This is a genomic window from Streptococcus oralis subsp. dentisani (assembly GCF_007475365.1).
In the GTDB taxonomy this organism is placed as follows: domain Bacteria; phylum Bacillota; class Bacilli; order Lactobacillales; family Streptococcaceae; genus Streptococcus; species Streptococcus mitis_AX.
The window spans coordinates 522,431-539,485 of record NZ_CP034442.1 but is presented as its reverse complement, the minus strand read 5'-3'; the positions used below and the strand labels follow the sequence as shown (position 1 = coordinate 539,485).

Sequence of the window (17,055 nt, the reverse complement as noted above, 5' to 3'; positions counted from 1 at the left end):
TTCGTATAGATGAAAGGAGCGAGTATGGAAGTAATGGAATTATTGGCTATGTTTCGTGGAACAATTCCAAAAGATAGAGAGAAAATGGACTTATTTCTTCGTTATCAAGCGCAACATTTTGATGAGAAATGGCAGGATTTGGTAGAGAGTTTTTTGACTGAAGAGGGCAAGATAGAAGAGATACCTCATGTCTATTCGTTTCATCAAGATATTATTTCTTTCCTAGAGGCCAGTTCTGAAAATAATGACCAAGATTTAGAAAGTTACACAAGAAATTTTGGACAAGCAGGTCTAAGTAAATTATCTCAATTAAGTAATTTTGAGAAAAACTTGGTGCTAGAAGTCGCAACCTATAATCTTTTCACTCGATTTTACATCCAATCTGAAAAAGAGAAGCTAACACCATTAAGTGAGCTTGTATTTCATCAGAATCAGGATGTCAATTTAGTCAATGTCTATCGGGTTGCGAATAATCTATCTGACCGCATTAGTAGAGATATAGAGGAGTTTCTTCTAATGGTTGATTCCAAAGAACTAAAAAAAGAAGTTCTTGAGATTCATTTTGAAGAAAAAGAAGGAGATGTTCTAGCCTATTTGGGTTCTGAATTGATGGCTACTTTAGATACAGTAACGGAACTTGTCCATCATGAAGAAAACTACCAACAACTCCCACTGACACAGAAGCTGAAGATTATTACTCATTTTGATGAAGTAAAGGCTTTAAGAGAAAAGTCTAAGCAAGTAGCGGAAGCGGTCTTACCTTTAGATAATATTGACCAGGTAGAAGAAAATGTGGAAGTTCATTCCCTATCTAAAGTAGATAAAACTGTAGAAGAAGCTTTGAGGGAATATCCAATCGGTTCACAAGTAAGTTATAAAGGACAAGTATTTCAGTTGGTTTCGATTGAAAATGCCCAGTTAAATGACTTAGTTCGCCTAGAACTATTCAATGATTCCAACCAGTTATTTGAAGAAAATCCTATCTTATACTTGAACAGTTTGGAAGAGATTGAAAAAGTATTGTCTCATGTAGAACTTGAAAAAGAAGATTCAGAGATTGAGATTGATTCATCAAGTGAAAGTCAGGAAATAGATTTGTTTTCCTATCTGGATGAAGAAAAGGAGAAGGAAACAGAATCACTACCACTTAGTTCAAGTATAGAAGGGTTGGATATCCCTGTTCAGGATTTTGTTTTTCCAGACGATTTAGAGGATTTTTATCCTAAGACAAATCGAGAAAAAGTCGAAACGAATATCGCCGCAATAGATCTTGTTAAAAGATTAGAAAAAGAGAAACGACAAGCGAACCCAGAAGAACAAGAACTACTAGCCAAGTATGTAGGCTGGGGCGGTCTTGCCAATGAATTTTTTGATGAACTCAATCCAAAGTATGAATCAGAACGTTTAACTCTCAAGAGTTTAGTAAGTAAATCAGAATACTCCGCCATGAAACAAAGTTCTCTCACAGCCTATTATACAGACCCAATGATTATTCGCCAGATTTGGCAAAAATTACTGGATGATGGTTTTGAGGGAGGGAGGATATTAGATCCTTCTATGGGGACTGGGAACTTCTTTGCGGCGATGCCTAGCAGTATACGAGAGAAATCAGAACTCTATGGGGTTGAATTAGACAGTGTGACAGGCGCAATCGCAAAACAACTCCACCCCAAAACCCATATTGAAGTGCGAGGATTTGAAGAAGTTCCCTATCAAAATAATAGTTTTGATTTAGTCTTAACGAATGTTCCTTTTGGAAATTTTCGCATTGCCGATAAAAACTATGATAAACCTTACATGATTCACGACTACTTTGTCAAACACTCACTTGATTTAGTAAGAGACGGAGGACAAGTGTCGATTATCTCATCTATCGGGACAATGGATAAGCGGACAGATAATGTCTTACAAGAGATTAAAACCAACACTCATTTTTTAGGGGGAGTCCGTTTGCCGGATACGGCTTTTAAAAGCATTGCAGGTACTCGAGTGACTACATATCTCCTCTTTTTCCAAAAGGATCAAGCAAAGAATCTTAATGAGGAGGAACTTGTCTTTAGTGGCTCTATTCCCTTTGAGGAGGATAAGCGTGTCTGGATCAATCCTTATTTTGATGGGAAATACAATACACAAGTTTTGGGTCAATATGAGGTACGAAATTTTAATGGAGGAACCCTCAATGTTAAGGGGGTATCAGATGACAGATGAGGAAGCACTAGATGTTTACAAGTCAGAAGAAGCGAGTAAAAGAGGGAAATATAAGGGACTGTTCAAAAAAACTGTCTTTTATGAAAGTTCCTTATCGGATAAGGACATTAGTCGTATTAAGGGCATGGTTGATTTGAGAGAGACCTATCAAGCCTTAATTGAAATTCAACGTCATCCAGATTATAGTCGGGCTGATTTTCAGGAATTGCTTGGCAAATTGAATCGTGACTATGACCGCTTTGTAAGTCAATTTGGATACTTGAATGCCTCCGTTAATCGGAACTTATTTGATAGTGACGATAAGTATTCCTTACTAGCAAGTTTAGAAGATGAATACATTGATTCTAAAAGTCAGAAAGTAAAATATAAAAAATCTTTAGCCTTTGAGAAAGCATTGGTTAGGCCGGAGAGAGATTACAAGATTTTCAACGGCTTTAGATGCCTTAAATTCCAGTTTATCGGATGGTAGAGGAGTTGATTTAAACTATATGGTATCAATTTATCCCGAACATAGCCAAGCTGCTATTTTAGATGAGTTAGGTGACCAGATTTTAATAGATCCAGAAAGCTATTTAAGAGGGGAAAGAAAATATCTTTCTAAGAACCAGTTTTTATCAGGAGACATTCTCAACAAGATAGAAGTAGTTCAACTATTAGTGGAGGAAAACAACAAAGAATATGATTGGAACCATGCTTTAGATTTGTTAGAATCTGTTCGCCCTCCAAGGATTCATCTGGCAGATATTGAGTTTAAAATAGGGTCACGTTGGATTCCTCAATCCGTTTATGGTAAATTTGCCTTTGAATGTTTTACCAATCGTGAATTTGAATTGTCTTCGCCTGATGTTGAACAAGTCATTGAAGTGAATCCTGTCGATGGCCAGGTTCATTTAAGGACATCATTTGCTTATCGCTATCCAAGTGCCAAAGATAGTAGTCTTGGAGTCAGTGGGTCACGTTATGATACAGGAAGAAAGGTTTTTGAGAATTTACTTAATTCGAACCAACCGACGATTACCATGACTGTTACGGAAGGAGAAAAGAAAAAGACCATCACAGATTTGGAAAAAACCTCTGTTCTAAGAGCAAAAGAGCAGCATTTACAAGAGCTCTTTCAAGAATTTGTATCACGGTATCCAGAAGTCCAACAAGTCATTGAGGAAAGCTATAATCGTCTTTATAATCGAACGGTTAGTCGAGAGTATGACGGTAGCCATCTAGTCATTGATGGCTTGGCACAAAACATCAGTCTTCGTCCTCACCAAGAGAATGCCATTCAAAGAATCGTAGAAGAAAAAAGAGCCTTGTTAGCTCATGAGGTAGGTTCAGGAAAGACCTTGACCATGCTTGGTGCTGGGTTTAAATTAAAGGAGTTGGGGATGGTTCATAAGCCCTTGTATGTGGTGCCCTCTAGTTTGTCTGCTCAATTTGGCCAAGAAATCATGAAATTTTTCCCTACTAAAAAGGTCTTTGTGACCACTAAGAAAGATTTTGTGAAGGCGAGAAGAAAACAATTTGTGTCACGTATTATTACAGGAGATTACGATGCCATTGTCATTGGGGATTCTCAATTTGAAAAAATCCCTGTCAGTAAGGAAAGACAGATGAATTATATCGAGGATAAACTCAATGAACTACGAGAGATTAAAACACATTCTGAAAATAAGTATACCGTTAAAGAAGCAGAGCAATCAATAAGTGGTCTAGAGAAACAATTGGAAGAACTCCAACGCTTTAATCGTGATAGTTTTATTGATTTTGAGAACTTAGGAATTGATTTTCTCTTTGTGGATGAAGCACATCACTTTAAAAATATTCATCCAATAACTGGACTTGGAAATGTAGCTGGGATTACCAATACAACCTCTAAGAAGAACGTGGATATGGAAATGAAGGTTCGACAGATTCAGGAAGAACATGATTTTAAAAATATTGTCTTTGCGACAGGAACACCTGTTTCCAATTCTATTAGTGAGTTATATACTATGATGAACTATATTCAACCAGATATCTTAAAACGCTATCAAGTTGATTATTTTGACTCTTGGGTAGGTGCTTTTGGAGAAATTCAAAACTCTATGGAATTAGCTCCTACAGGGGATAAGTACCAACCTAAGAAACGATTTAAAAAGTTTGTCAATCTACCTGAGTTGATGAAAATCTATAAAGAAACAGCCGACATTCAAACACAAGATATGTTGGATTTACCTGTTCCAGAAGCTCATATTATCCCTATTGAGAGTGAGTTAACTGAAAACCAGAAACTCTATTTAGAAGAATTAGTTATGAGGTCAGATATGGTCAAATGTGGAACAGTTGATCCGAGTCAGGATAACATGTTAAAGATAACAGGTGAGGCACGAAAACTAGCAATTGATATGCGTTTATTGGACTCTAGTTATAGTCTAGCAGACAATCATAAACTGCTTCAGGTAGTTGATAATGTTGAAAGAATTTATCGTGAGGGAATGGAAAATAAGGCTACTCAGATGATTTTTTCAGATATTGGGACACCTAAGAAAAAGGACAATGGCTTTGATGTTTATTCTGAGATTAAGGCATTATTAGTTGATAGAGGAATCCCTAGTAAGGAAATTGCCTTTGTACATGATGCCAATAGTGATGAAAAGAAGAATAGTTTATCTCGAAAGGTTAATGCAGGAGAAGTGCGTATCTTACTTGCATCAACTGAAAAAGGAGGAACAGGTTTAAATGTTCAGAACAAGATGAAAGCAGTTCACCACCTAGATGTACCGTGGAGACCAAGTGACATTCAACAACGCAATGGACGTATTATCCGACAGGGAAATGAAAATAAGGAAGTGGATATTTACCACTACATTACTAAAGGTTCGTTTGATAATTATCTTTGGGCAACTCAGGAGAACAAACTCCGTTATATTAAGCAGATTATGACTTCTAAGGAGCCGATTCGTGCTGCGGAAGACATTGATGAACAGACTATGACAGCTTCTGATTTTAAGGCACTAGCAACAGGTAATCCTTATCTCAAATATAAGATGGAACTAGAGAATGATCTAACTCTATTAGAAAATCAAAGACGTGCCTTTCAACGCAGCAAGGATCACTATCGTCATACAATCTCTTACTGTGAAGAAAATATACCCATTCTAGAGAAACGATTAAGCAAGTATGAAGGCGATATTCAACAGTCTGAAATATCGAAAGACCAGGCATTTTCTATGACGGTAGGTAAGCAAGCTTTTGATCAACGAGCTGAAGCAGGGGAATCCCTACACCGTCTTATCCGTCATAATCAAGCTGACAGCAAAGAATTTCGTACCCTAGCCAGTTATCGAGGATTTGATATTAAAATGCTTAGTCTTCCAACAAATCAACCTCTTCCTGAAACCTTCTCTGTTAAGATTGTAGGAGAAAATCTGTATTCTGTCAGTTTAGATTTGTATTCTCCTTTGGGGACAATTCAAAGGCTTGGGGACAATTCAAAGGCTCCAACATACGATTGATCACATTAAAGAGGACCAAGTGAAAACTCAGAACTTATTGGATGAATTAAAGGATAAATGGACTACTGCTAAAGTTGAAATTGAGAAAAATTTTCCAAAGGAAGAGGATTATCAAACTAAAAAGGCCGAATACGATGTACTCGCGCCATTGATTGAAACAGAAACGGATTTAGATATTATTGATCAGGCCTTAAGACAATTCCACGAAAAAGGAAAAGAAAAGCAGGAGCAACTTTCTTTTGAATTGGATTAAAAAATAGATATAAATAGCGGACAAGAAAAGAAAAGCGCGGTAGAATAAAGATAGAAAGAAACGAGGTAACGATTATGATGGAAGATACCTATTATCAATTAGAAGAGGCTTTGGTACAGGGATTTCAAACACCTGAAGAATACCAAGCCTACAAGGAGTTAAAGGAACATTATGAGGAAGTGACAGGCGATTACAGCTTTTCTATACGAGAACTTACTAGTCAATTGGAAATCGCTCTTCAGAATCATCGAGGTGTGGACTTTGAAGAACATGAGAAAGAGGAATATTTGGACTTAGTTCAAAAATTAGAAGAGTTTGATTCCTCTCTTGCCACCCATTATCGTCAATTGATTGACTAGAAAGGAGAAAGTCATGAATGATTTACTCCTTATCCCAGTAATTTTTTTAGCAGTAGGAGGAATTCTCATTCTTTTATGGAGACTCTTTCTTATTGCCAGTGGACTTTTCCTTATTGGTTTTATCAGTTTTCTTATTTTCGTGGAGGTCTATGGAATTTATCTGTTCTTTACTGAACCGACTTTATACTTTGATGATATCAGACAACATGGTTTAACTAGTTTTACGGCTGTGTACCTTTTCATCAATCTGATGTTGGTTCTAGGATTTAGTTGGCGCTTCTTTAACTTCATAAATAATAAAAAAATGTGAACTTTTTAGATAGTCAAAAGACTTTATCTGAATCTAAATTCGGATAAGGTTTTTTATTTGCCTTGATTCTTTCATATACTTCATAGCTAAATTGGAGTAATAATTTATGAAAATCATTATCCTCACTATTATTACCTGTATTTATGGCTTGTCTATGTCGTTCAATATGAGAAAGAGCTCTTCTCAAATTTTCTTCTTTTAATTTGTTCATATTTATATCATAAGCTGAAGACAGCTAGTTTTGATATTTTTCTCTGAACTGTACGATTTTGCTCCTGAAATGAAGGAATCACCTTTCGTTGTGGTGTGATAAAACTTACAAGTTCTTTTTGTTATTCTTGACCTAGTTCTTATAGAAAGAAGGTCTAAGATGTTAAATAAAGTCAAAACTAAAGCCTTAATTAGTGTTGGAGCAGTGGCTGCAACTAGCTTTATTCTCATGATGGGATATACTGTTGGTCAACATTCTACTGCTAAACAAAGTCGTAAAGAGATTGAATTGGCTGCAGCTAAACTTGTAGAGGACAAACAAGCAGAAGATAAAGCAAGTATTTTGTCATCTGATACTGTAAAAGAATTTTTGACTCAGTACTATACGAAAGAAAAGCTCGGAGAAAATAATACACGTATTCAACCTTATATGACTGAATCAGCTTATTCTCAAGAATTGTCAAGTCAAAATGATGCCATGAACCAAGTGTATAAGGATTATATTTTGGATTACCATTTTGAAAAAGCTGATATCTTTGTCAATCAGACTACGAATCAAGCCATTGCCATGGTCTCTTATAATCTAACCTATGTATCCGATTTAAAGAATGCCAACCAATCAAAGACCAATCAGACAGAAACAAGAACTGTTAAATTGTCCTATTCTAAACTACCTGGTAAGTTATTGGTTAATCAAGTGCAGGTTTGGAAATCTGGGTTAGATGATTTAGATAAGGCCACTCCTAAAACTTTAGAAGAATCATCATCAATACCATCACTGCCAAATACTACGACAAAATGATGATATTGTATGGAAATAGAAGAATGTAAGCAAATTTCAATTCTTGATGTAGCCAATCGTTTAGGTATCTCCTTTAAACAAGTTTCGAACGGTGTCTATGAGCATTCTGAACACGATTCATTTCGGATTTTTTCAACTACCAATACTTTTAAATGGTTTTCAAGAGATATTCAAGGTGATGTCATTGATTTTGTTCGACTTGTTAAGGGAATTTCCTTTAAAGAAGCTCTAGCATTTCTTTCTGAAGAACCTTTTCAAAAAGAAGCTGTTCAAGAAAAAAGAGAGAGACCATTTTATTATCCTTTAAAGAGTGTAGAAGATTCTAACTGCAGTCTGGCTAGATATTATTTAACAGAATATAGAGGAATCTCAGAAGAAAACATACAAAAGATGATTCAACAAGGTTTGATAGCACAAGCTAGTTGGAAAACAAATGAAACAGTTGAACCTGTTATCGTTTTTAAAAGCTATGATCATCGTCACAAGCTGCAGGCAGCAAGCTTACAAGGGATTTATAAGAATCACTCTCTTCCTAGAGAGAGGCTGAAAACGATTCTAAAAGGAAGCCATGGACATATTGGAATATCTTTTGATATTGGTAAACCAAATAGACTGGTCTTTTGTGAATCGTTCGTCGACTTGATGAGCTATTACGAACTTCATCAACAAAATCTATCTGATGTTCGTTTGGTATCTATGGAGGGATTAAAAAGGTCTGTAGTTGCTTATCAAACTTTACGACTGATAGCTGACGAAAATCAGAAATTGGAATTTTTAGATACAGTAATACCTTCAAAGTTATTCCCTTTAATCAATACAATTCGTGATACCACCAGCTATTTTGATAATCATCCTGATTTATTTACACTGGCAGTAGATTGTGATGATGCAGGTAAAGATTTTTCTGATAAGTTATCTCAATCAGGATTTCCTGTTTTACTGGATTTACCTGATAATGAATCTGGGAAAGAAAAAAGAGACTGGAACGATATTCTTCGAGAAAAGAAATCAGATTTACAATTGATGATCGAGACTACAAAAGAGACATTGAGGAATCAACCAGTAAGACAAACCTCTCAATGTTTAGAATTGTGATAACAAAATCAAGATGTTTTAGCTAATATTAGAATGAAGGAGGATCGTATATGACCATTATTGAACGCTTAGAAGAAAAGGTCACTAGGCAAGAGAGTAAGGTAGCAAGAGAGACAGAAAAACTCGCTACTTACAAAGAACAACTGGAGACAGCGATGTTTGCGACGTTCAAAAGGCGTCAAAGCATCAGTCACATGAGTTTTGAAGAAGCTCTTGACCATGCCTTTGGTAAAGAAAGACAATTCGATGATTCTGAATTTAGAAAGGATGAAATGAGTGAATGACAAAAGATTGGAATTTTAATCAACCATTAGAAAGTAAATCAGAAAATCAAGAAGATCCAGATAAAATTGCGGCCTTATTTGGAAATCATCAAGGAGGTAATGAAGTAAATTATGAAGCAGCTTTTCAAAAGCGCAAACAAGCACCTGTGACGGAATCAAATTCTAGTTCTAAACCCAAAGTTACAGAGGTTAGAACAGGAAAAGAGACAGATATCACTACAAGTTATCAGCAACATCTTAAAAGACTTATTGCGGATAACAATAGCGATATTCAAAGCAGTCAAAAGAAAATTGAAGAGCTACATACGTTGATTGACACAAAGAATAAAGACAATAAGAAATTGCAGTCAATTTATGATGCGATTTCTGAATTACACTAAGCAGTCCTGATAGGCTGCTTTTTTGAGAGGTTATAGATGTTTACAACATTTTTTAAGAAAAATAACGACAATAGTGATGTATTTAAAAAGCTGATTCATAGACTATCTGATATGTCTGTCCAAGATCTTGAAAAAATAGACCGACTACTAGATATCATTTTCACTCCAGATAAAGGATTAGAACAGATAAAAACAGAATCAACTTATAGAGAAGAAACGTTGGACGACACATTAAAGGAAGCTAAGAATCAACTTCATATGGAACAATTGGAGAAGAATTTAGAGAGATTTAGGAAAAATAGTCAATAACGCACCAAAAATGGTGCATTTATTTTTTCTAAATGTTATAATAGTGGTATCAAATAAAAGGAGTTTGCCATGATTGGAAAGAACATAAAATCCTTACGTAAATCACATGACTTAACACAACCTGAATTTGCCCGAATTATAGGAATTTCTCGAAATAGTTTGAGTCGTTATGAAAATGGCTCTAGTTCAGTCTCTACGGAACTAATAGATATCATCTGCCAGAAGTTTAATGTATCTTATGTCGATATTGTAGGAGAAGATAAAATGCTCAATCCTGTTGAAGATTATGAATTGACTTTAAAAATTGAAATTGTGAAAGAAAGAGGTGCTATTCTATTATCTCGACTCTATCGTTATCAAGATAGTCAGGGAATTAGAGTTGATGATGAATCTAATCCTTGGGTTTTAATGAGTGATGATCTATCTGACTTGATTCATACGAATATCTATTTAGTAGAAACTTTTGATGAAATAGAGAGATATAGCGGCTATTTGGATGGAATTGAACGTATGTTAGAGATATCTGAAAAACGGATGGCAGCCTAATGGGAATCCAAGATTATACCGATAGTCAATTTAAACAGGCTTTAGCAAGGAACATTCGCTCACTGACAAGAGGAAAAAAGTCCAGTAAGCAACCTATAGCGATTTTACTTGGAGGGCAAAGTGGTGCTGGTAAGACTACAATTCATCGTATTAAACAGAAAGAATTTCAAGGAAATATTGTTATCATAGATGGCGATAGTTTTCGTTCTCAGCATCCACACTATTTAGAACTGCAGCAAGCATATGGCAAAGATAGTGTTGAATACACCAAAGATTTTGCAGGGAAAATGGTAGAGTCTTTAGTAACCGAATTGAGTCATTTGGGATACAATCTTTTGATAGAGGGAACTTTACGAACAATTGATGTTCCAAAGGAAACAGCACAACACTTGAAAAGTAAGGGATATGAAGTACAATTAGCCATAATCGCAACAAAGCCCGAATTGTCCTATCTGAGCACCCTTATCCGATACGAAGAATTGTACGCTATCAATCCAAATCAAGCACGCGCAACTCCAAAAGAACATCATGATTTCATTGTAAATCATCTAGTTGATAATACACGACAATTGGAAGAACTAGCTATCTTTGAAAGAATTCAAATTTATCAACGAGATAGAAGTTGTGTATATGATTCAAAAGAAAATACAGCTCCAGCAGCAGATATTCTTCAAGAGTTACTGTTTGGGGAGTGGAGTCAGGTAGAGAAAGAGATGTTGAAGGTGGGGGAAAAGAGACTTAATGAATTACTTGAAAAATAAACAATTTATATTTTTAGGAGAGTAGAAGTGAGAGGGTTTAATAACAAGATAAAGTCTGTTTATCAAGAACTAACAAATTCCAAAGAGAAATTCGGTAGCTTTCACAAGACTTTAATTCATTTGCATACACCTGTTTCTTATGATTACAAGCTATTTTCTAATTGGACTGCAACGAAATATAGAAAAATTACTGAAGATGAACTATATGATATATTTTTTGAAAATAAGAAAATAAAAGTTGATAAGACAATTTTTTTTAGTAATTTTGATAAGGTTGTTTTTTCTAGTTCAAAAGAATATATTAGTTTTCTTATGTTAGCAGAGGCAATCATAAAAAATGGAATAGAAATAGTTGTAGTAACTGATCATAATACTACCAAAGGTATTAAAAAGTTGCAAAAGGCAGTCTCAATCATAATGCAAACTTATCCGAATTATGATATACATCCTCATATTTTACATGGAGTAGAAATTAGTGCAGCGGATAAATTGCATATTGTATGTATATATGATTATGAACAAGAGTCATGGGTTAATCAATGGTTAAGTGAAAATATTATAAGTGAGAAAGATGGAAGTTATCAACATTCACTGACTATCATGAAAGATTTCAATAATCAAAAAATAGTTAATTATATTGCTCATTTCAATAGTTATAACATTTTGAAAAAAGGTTCTCACTTATCAGGTGCATATAAACGAAAAATTTTTTCTAAAGAAAACATACGATTTATTGGTGTTAAAAATATAAATTCTGTTGAAGGTTCTAGAAAAAAACTATTAACAGATTTTAATTGTGAGCCCAATTTTCTATTAGATAATGATTCTCACGAAATTGATTCACTCGGGAAGAACAATCTGTGGTTGAAAGGTGGAAAAATTTCTTTCAAGATGTTTCAAGAAGCATTGTTTGATTATAATGTATCAGTTAGTTTATGTGAGCCAAGCTTTAAACAAAAGTCTTATATAAAAGGATTATATATAGAAAATCGTGGGGAAAATAGAAGTTTTCTTGCAGGTGATAAATTAAAAAAAGATAAAGACTTCTTTTTAACATTTTCACCATCTATGAATTGTTTAATTGGAGGGAGAGGTACAGGGGAAAAGCACATTAATTGATATGTTACAATTTGTACTTTCTCAAGATTGTGATAAGCAAAGCAAATTGGAATTTCTATGTAACCATGCAAATGCTTTTGTACTCTATGTTTTAGAAGAAACTGAATATATTATTGAAGTTAGTTTGCCAGATGTCAAACAAGAAAATAAGGATAATATTTTACAATATTATGGGCAAAATCGAGAGAATAGGTTTGGCTATTCTTATAGATTTAATTCTGACTCTATTAAAGAATGGACACGGTCTCAGTACACAAAAGTTTATAAAGTTGAAGGTAACTATTTTAGATTAGTTGATAAAACTAGAATTTTAGAGAAAATGTTTGATAGGAGATATTCTGTTAATGAGTTAGTTAGAACAGCTGACGGTGAAAAAATTACAGAATTTATTTCTAATTTAATGATTAAAAATAAAAAATTACCGAGACCAGACTATGGGCTAAGAACTCAGACACTCGAATCGTTTGAAGTAAAATTAAAGGAACTTGATGAATATTTAAAACAGCGGAAGCAATTAATACTCGAAATCATTGAGGATTTTAATGAAACTCAGATTGGTAAGTTAAGAATTTGTTATGAGCAAATTGATAGATGGGAAGAACCGCATTTCGAAAGTTATCTTTTCAAGAATAGTCGTTCTTCGTTTTATAATTATAGAATTAGTATGCAAGATGTAGCAGACGTTTTATATCTTATCTATCGGGAATTAGGAATGAAAGAATTTGTTAAAGTCATTGTAAGACAAAATATCCCTAATAAGTATTTTATGCTTTTAAAAAGTATCTCTGAAGATAATTTTGCAAAACAAGAAAATAATTGGAGAGATAAATCTGAAATTAATGAATACAACATTACGCATTTAAAAACGAGTATCTACTCTTTAATTGAGAATAGTAGTTTATTAAATGAGTTTAAAAGAGTTTTAAAAGCGCATGTAGCTAATGAAAGGTTATTTTTGGAATTTAATATTAACTCCAAAGAAACCCCACAACAACTTGATATTCTCTATAAAGAAGTTGGTGTATTAAGTTTGGGACAAAAAGTTGTAGCCATGCTTGATTTTTTATTAGCGTATAGTGATTATTCTAAAGACTTCAGACCATTGATTATTGATCAGCCTGAAGATAATCTAGACAATCGTTATATTTACAGGCATTTAGTTCAGCAGTTTAGAGATGTGAAAGCTCAACGTCAAATTATTTTAGCAACACATAATGCTACAATTGTAACAAATTCTATGACAGATCAAGTTGTTATTATGGAGTCAGATGGAGTTAACGGATGGATTGAATCACAGGGATATGTTAGTGAAAAATATATAAAAAATCATATCATCAATCAATTAGAGGGAGGGAAAGATTCCTTCAAGCATAAAATGTCTATATATGAGACGGCTTTATCAGAGTAGAGCCAGAAAAAGTAGGTTAGAAATTTAGCCTACTTTTTTCTTTGTTCGACAGGCATAGTGTACATCTGAGGTCCAAGTCCTCTGTGGATATCTGCTGCAGATGAAACCAATAGCGACTCCTAAGGGTGAATATCGTGAGGTAGGGGGGAGAGGAAGGAATTAGCGAAATCAAGGCTCTATAAACAGAATCGTGACTTGAAGCCATATAGCGGATGAGGAACTCTAAAATCCAAATAGGTGTCGTAACCTATATACGTAAATTACGAGAGTAAACTAGGAAAGATGTACGGCTTATTCCGTGAGCGTTTAGGACGTAGTACAACGAATCATGGGAGTCAGCTGAACCCATAGTATTGAAGAAATTTCTGTAATGGAAATGGAGCGAAGGGTGAACAACTAAATGAATATCTCTCTAATTAAATTTGTCAATCCTAATTTCTGGCCTGAAAAGACAGTGAACTGAAAACGTAAATGATGGAAGCTGATCATAAATATAGGACGGCACTGATAGAACGAATTGTAAAATGAGAAGATGAGTGAGAACAATGCTTTCGTTAAAACTTAGTTGGCCCGCTGTGTACCGAACGGTACGCACAGTGGTGTGAGAGGGGCTAGAGATTAGTCCCTAATCGATCTGTGATAACTTCTTCAAATAATCCTTGCTATCCTAATATCATCCTAAGAAAATCGATCCTCAAATTTAAACTGGGGGTTTGGGGGCGAAGCCACCAAGTTATCTTATCGTTGGCTGTCAAAACTAGAAGGTTTTGGTCGGCTGGCGATATGATTTTTGGGATATTGTGGACACAATATCTGAGCTCGCAAAGACCGAACAAGAACCAAGTGAGGTCTTTAGGAAGCGTACTGACAATGTGAGGTAGACTTACACTGTCAGACAAGTAGAATATTGAAGGGATATCAGAATGGGACAAGAAATTAAATCAATCCGAAAGCAATTTAGAATTACGAGACAAGAAGAAAAACAGATAAAAGAAATGATGAGGGAACAAAAAGTGGATAGTTTCTCAGAATTTCTTCGTCAAAATTTATTGAAAAAGAATTATCAGGATAGAATTTTTGAAAGTTGGTTCTCCCTTTGGCAGTCTCAAAAGTTTGAACAGATTAGTCGAGATGTGTATGAAGTTCTGGTTGTCGCAAGAGAAAATCATCAAGTGACTCAAGAGCACGTTTCAATCTTATTGACTTGCGTTCAAGAATTGATTGCAGAAGTGAATCAAGAGCAGCCACTCAGTCGTGAGTTCCGTAAAAAATATATGGGGTAGGAGGATGTAATGGTTTATCGCTATCGTACCAATCTCAAAAAAGTATTTCTAACTAATCCAGAATTACACCAATTGAATGAACGGATTGCTAAGAGCAATTGTCAAAATTTCTCAGTCTACGCCAGAAAAGTTTTGCTTAATCCCAATATGTCATTTGTCACGATTAACACGGATACCTATGAACAGTTAGTTTTGGAATTGAGACGGATTGGAAATAACATCAATCAAATTGCGCGTGCGATTAATCAAAGCCATCTGATTTCTCAGGACCAATTACAAGAATTGAGTAAAGGAGTCGGAGAGTTAATTAAGGAAGTGGACAAAGAATTTCAAGTGGAGGTGAAAAGACTGAAGGAGTTTCATGGTAGTTACTAAACACTTTGCGACACATGGTAAAAAATATCGTAGGCGTTTGATTAAGTATATCCTCAATCCCGATAAAACAGATGATTTGAAATTGGTATCTGATTTTGGAATGAGCAATTACTTGGACTTCCCTAGTCATGCAGAAATGGTAGAGATGTACAATGTCAACTTCACCAATAATGACAAGTTGTACGAATCCAGAAACGACCGACAAGAAAAACACCAACAAACTATTCATGCTCATCACCTCATTCAATCATTTTCTCCTGAAGATAATCTGACACCTGAAGAAATTAACCGCATTGGTTATGATACCATGATGGAATTGACAGGAGGTCGTTTTAAGTTTATCGTAGCAACTCACACAGACCAAGATCATGTTCATAATCACATCCTAATCAACGCTATTGACCGCAATTCAGATAAAAAGTTGATATGGAACTATGCCTTGGAACGAAACCTCCGTATGATTTCAGACCGTATTTCTAAAGTGGCTGGTGCAAAAATTATTGAGAAACGTTATTCCTATCGAGATTATAAAAAATATAGGGAATCTAGTCATAAGTTTGAATTAAAACAACGTCTTTATTTTTTGCTGCAGCAATCTAAATCGTTTGATGATTTTTTAGAGAAGGCAAAGCAGTTGCATGTTCAGATTGATTTCAGTCAAAAGCATAGCCGTTTTTTGATGACAGATAGAACGATGGTAAAACAAATTCGAGGTCGCCAACTTAGTAAACGAGATTTATATGATGAAGACTTTTTTAAAACATATTTTGCCAAACAAGAGATTGAAAGTCGTTTAGTATTTTTATTAAAGTATGTTCATTCACTAGAAGAATTGCATGTAAAAGCTAAAGAGTTGAATCTAACCATCGAGTTAAAACAGAAAAATGTGATGTTTACCCTAGAAGAAGATGGCAAAAAGATAAGCCTGAGTCATAAAAAAATTAGCGATAAGAAATTGTACGATGTTCAGTTTTTTAATCGTTATTTTGAAGATAGAGAAGTTAGAGATATTCAAGCATTAGAAAATCTTCAGGAAGATTTTCAGACTTTTCGAGAGGAGCTGCATAAGGAGAAAGTCTCCGCTGAAGAAATCGAGGAAGTCTTCAAGAAATACAAGGAAAAACGAGATGCTATCCATGAGTTTGAGATTGAACTTACGGATAATCAGATAGAGAAGTTGGTTGATGATGGTGTCTATATCCGGGTTTCGTTTGGTATCAAACAGAGTGGACTCATCTTTATTCCTAACTACCAGCTAGATATTTTTGAGGAAGACAATAAGAAAAAATATAAAGTCTACATTCGAGAAACGTCTTCTTACTTTGTCTATAATAAAGAAAACATGGATTATAATTTTTTCATCAAGGGTAGGACCTTAATCAGACAATTGAGCAACGATAGCCAAAAACTCCCATATAGACGACCAACTTTAAAAAGTATTCAAGAGAAGATTTCTGAAATTAATCTTATGATTGAACTATCTAACACGAACAAACAATACCAAGAAATCAAAGATGAGCTTGTATTAGAAATTGCAGAGATTGATATGAAGCTAGAAGAAACCCAAGAAAAAATCGCCACCTTAAACAAGATGGCGGAAGTGCTTATCAATTTGAAGAGTGAGGATGTGAGCAGTCGAAAGCTTGCAAGATATGACTTTTCAAAATTAAATTTGCCAGAATCAATTACAGTAGAACAAGTAAGCGAAGAAATAAGAGCGTTTCAAGAGGAGCTAGATCATTATCTTTATGAGTATGAAAGCTTAATAAAAAATCTAGAAATGTTTGTAAAAGTTCTGAATGATAAGAATTTTGATAAAAAATTTAGTATAGAAATACTATTGGAATAACAAGAAATAATCCTAT

The 17,055-nt window shown here is 34.6% G+C and carries 15 protein-coding genes and 1 pseudogene; 15 read left to right on the top strand and 1 reads right to left on the bottom strand.

Features of this window, described 5'->3' with window-relative positions; translation table 11 throughout:
• Positions 1 to 24: 24 nt before the first annotated feature.
• The 3 genes and pseudogenes from EJF26_RS02825 to EJF26_RS02815 all read left to right on the top strand — a co-directional run bounded on the left by EJF26_RS02825 (position 25) and on the right by EJF26_RS02815 (position 6,618).
• Positions 25 to 5,949: pseudogene (locus EJF26_RS02825) on the top strand (SNF2-related protein).
• Between the two features lie 74 nt (positions 5,950 to 6,023).
• Complete coding sequence (locus tag EJF26_RS02820) at positions 6,024 to 6,308, top strand: DUF5962 family protein (RefSeq protein ID WP_000969635.1); 285 nt, start codon at positions 6,024 to 6,026, stop codon at positions 6,306 to 6,308.
• 13 nt (positions 6,309 to 6,321) lie between these two features.
• A complete protein-coding gene (locus EJF26_RS02815; protein ID WP_000998892.1) occupies positions 6,322 to 6,618 on the top strand; it encodes a DUF5966 family protein in 297 nt (98 codons plus the stop codon).
• 13 nt (positions 6,619 to 6,631) lie between these two features.
• Here the strand turns inward: EJF26_RS02815 and EJF26_RS02810 are convergent, their stop codons facing one another.
• Positions 6,632 to 6,829: a hypothetical protein gene (locus EJF26_RS02810; RefSeq protein WP_004246112.1), complete on the bottom strand. Its 198-nt coding sequence runs from the start codon at positions 6,827 to 6,829 to the stop codon at positions 6,632 to 6,634.
• Positions 6,830 to 6,988: 159 nt separating this feature from the next.
• Here EJF26_RS02810 and EJF26_RS02805 point away from each other — a divergent pair, with 159 nt between their 5' ends.
• From EJF26_RS02805 to EJF26_RS02750, 12 genes are all read left to right on the top strand, one after another.
• Positions 6,989 to 7,630, top strand: coding sequence for a hypothetical protein (locus EJF26_RS02805; protein ID WP_000933089.1), 642 nt, complete (start codon positions 6,989 to 6,991; stop codon positions 7,628 to 7,630).
• A 9-nt stretch (positions 7,631 to 7,639) separates the two neighbouring features.
• Positions 7,640 to 8,725, top strand: coding sequence for a toprim domain-containing protein (locus EJF26_RS02800; protein ID WP_000401894.1), 1,086 nt, complete (start codon positions 7,640 to 7,642; stop codon positions 8,723 to 8,725).
• Between the two features lie 50 nt (positions 8,726 to 8,775).
• Positions 8,776 to 9,009 carry a DUF5965 family protein gene (locus EJF26_RS02795; protein WP_000152426.1) on the top strand — a complete coding sequence of 78 codons (234 nt, stop codon included), beginning with the start codon at positions 8,776 to 8,778 and terminating at the stop codon, positions 9,007 to 9,009.
• A complete protein-coding gene (locus tag EJF26_RS02790; RefSeq protein ID WP_000159218.1) occupies positions 9,006 to 9,389 on the top strand; it encodes a DUF5945 family protein in 384 nt (127 codons plus the stop codon). Before EJF26_RS02795 ends, EJF26_RS02790 begins: the two co-directional genes overlap by 4 nt.
• A gap of 36 nt (positions 9,390 to 9,425) precedes the next feature.
• A complete protein-coding gene (locus EJF26_RS02785; RefSeq protein ID WP_000495447.1) occupies positions 9,426 to 9,698 on the top strand; it encodes a hypothetical protein in 273 nt (90 codons plus the stop codon).
• A gap of 69 nt (positions 9,699 to 9,767) precedes the next feature.
• Positions 9,768 to 10,244: a type II toxin-antitoxin system antitoxin PezA gene (pezA, locus tag EJF26_RS02780; RefSeq protein WP_000579595.1), complete on the top strand. Its 477-nt coding sequence runs from the start codon at positions 9,768 to 9,770 to the stop codon at positions 10,242 to 10,244.
• On the top strand, positions 10,244 to 11,005 hold the full coding sequence (pezT, locus tag EJF26_RS02775; RefSeq protein WP_000512671.1) for a type II toxin-antitoxin system toxin PezT: 762 nt from the start codon (positions 10,244 to 10,246) through the stop codon (positions 11,003 to 11,005). Before pezA ends, pezT begins: the two co-directional genes overlap by 1 nt.
• 27 nt (positions 11,006 to 11,032) lie before the next feature.
• Positions 11,033 to 12,124: a PHP domain-containing protein gene (locus tag EJF26_RS09885; RefSeq protein ID WP_004245933.1), complete on the top strand. Its 1,092-nt coding sequence runs from the start codon at positions 11,033 to 11,035 to the stop codon at positions 12,122 to 12,124.
• Position 12,125: 1 nt separating this feature from the next.
• On the top strand, positions 12,126 to 13,532 hold the full coding sequence (locus tag EJF26_RS10010) for a Spaf_1101 family AAA-like ATPase (RefSeq protein ID WP_260678631.1): 1,407 nt from the start codon (positions 12,126 to 12,128) through the stop codon (positions 13,530 to 13,532).
• Positions 13,533 to 14,455: 923 nt separating this feature from the next.
• Positions 14,456 to 14,815, top strand: a complete 360-nt coding sequence (locus EJF26_RS02760; protein ID WP_000529548.1) for an SAG1252 family conjugative relaxosome accessory protein — start codon at positions 14,456 to 14,458, stop codon at positions 14,813 to 14,815.
• Positions 14,816 to 14,824: 9 nt separating this feature from the next.
• A complete protein-coding gene (locus EJF26_RS02755; RefSeq protein ID WP_000263057.1) occupies positions 14,825 to 15,190 on the top strand; it encodes a MobC family plasmid mobilization relaxosome protein in 366 nt (121 codons plus the stop codon).
• Positions 15,177 to 17,039, top strand: a complete 1,863-nt coding sequence (locus EJF26_RS02750) for an SAG1250 family conjugative relaxase (RefSeq protein ID WP_000261789.1) — start codon at positions 15,177 to 15,179, stop codon at positions 17,037 to 17,039. Before EJF26_RS02755 ends, EJF26_RS02750 begins: the two co-directional genes overlap by 14 nt.
• Positions 17,040 to 17,055 lie beyond the last annotated feature (16 nt).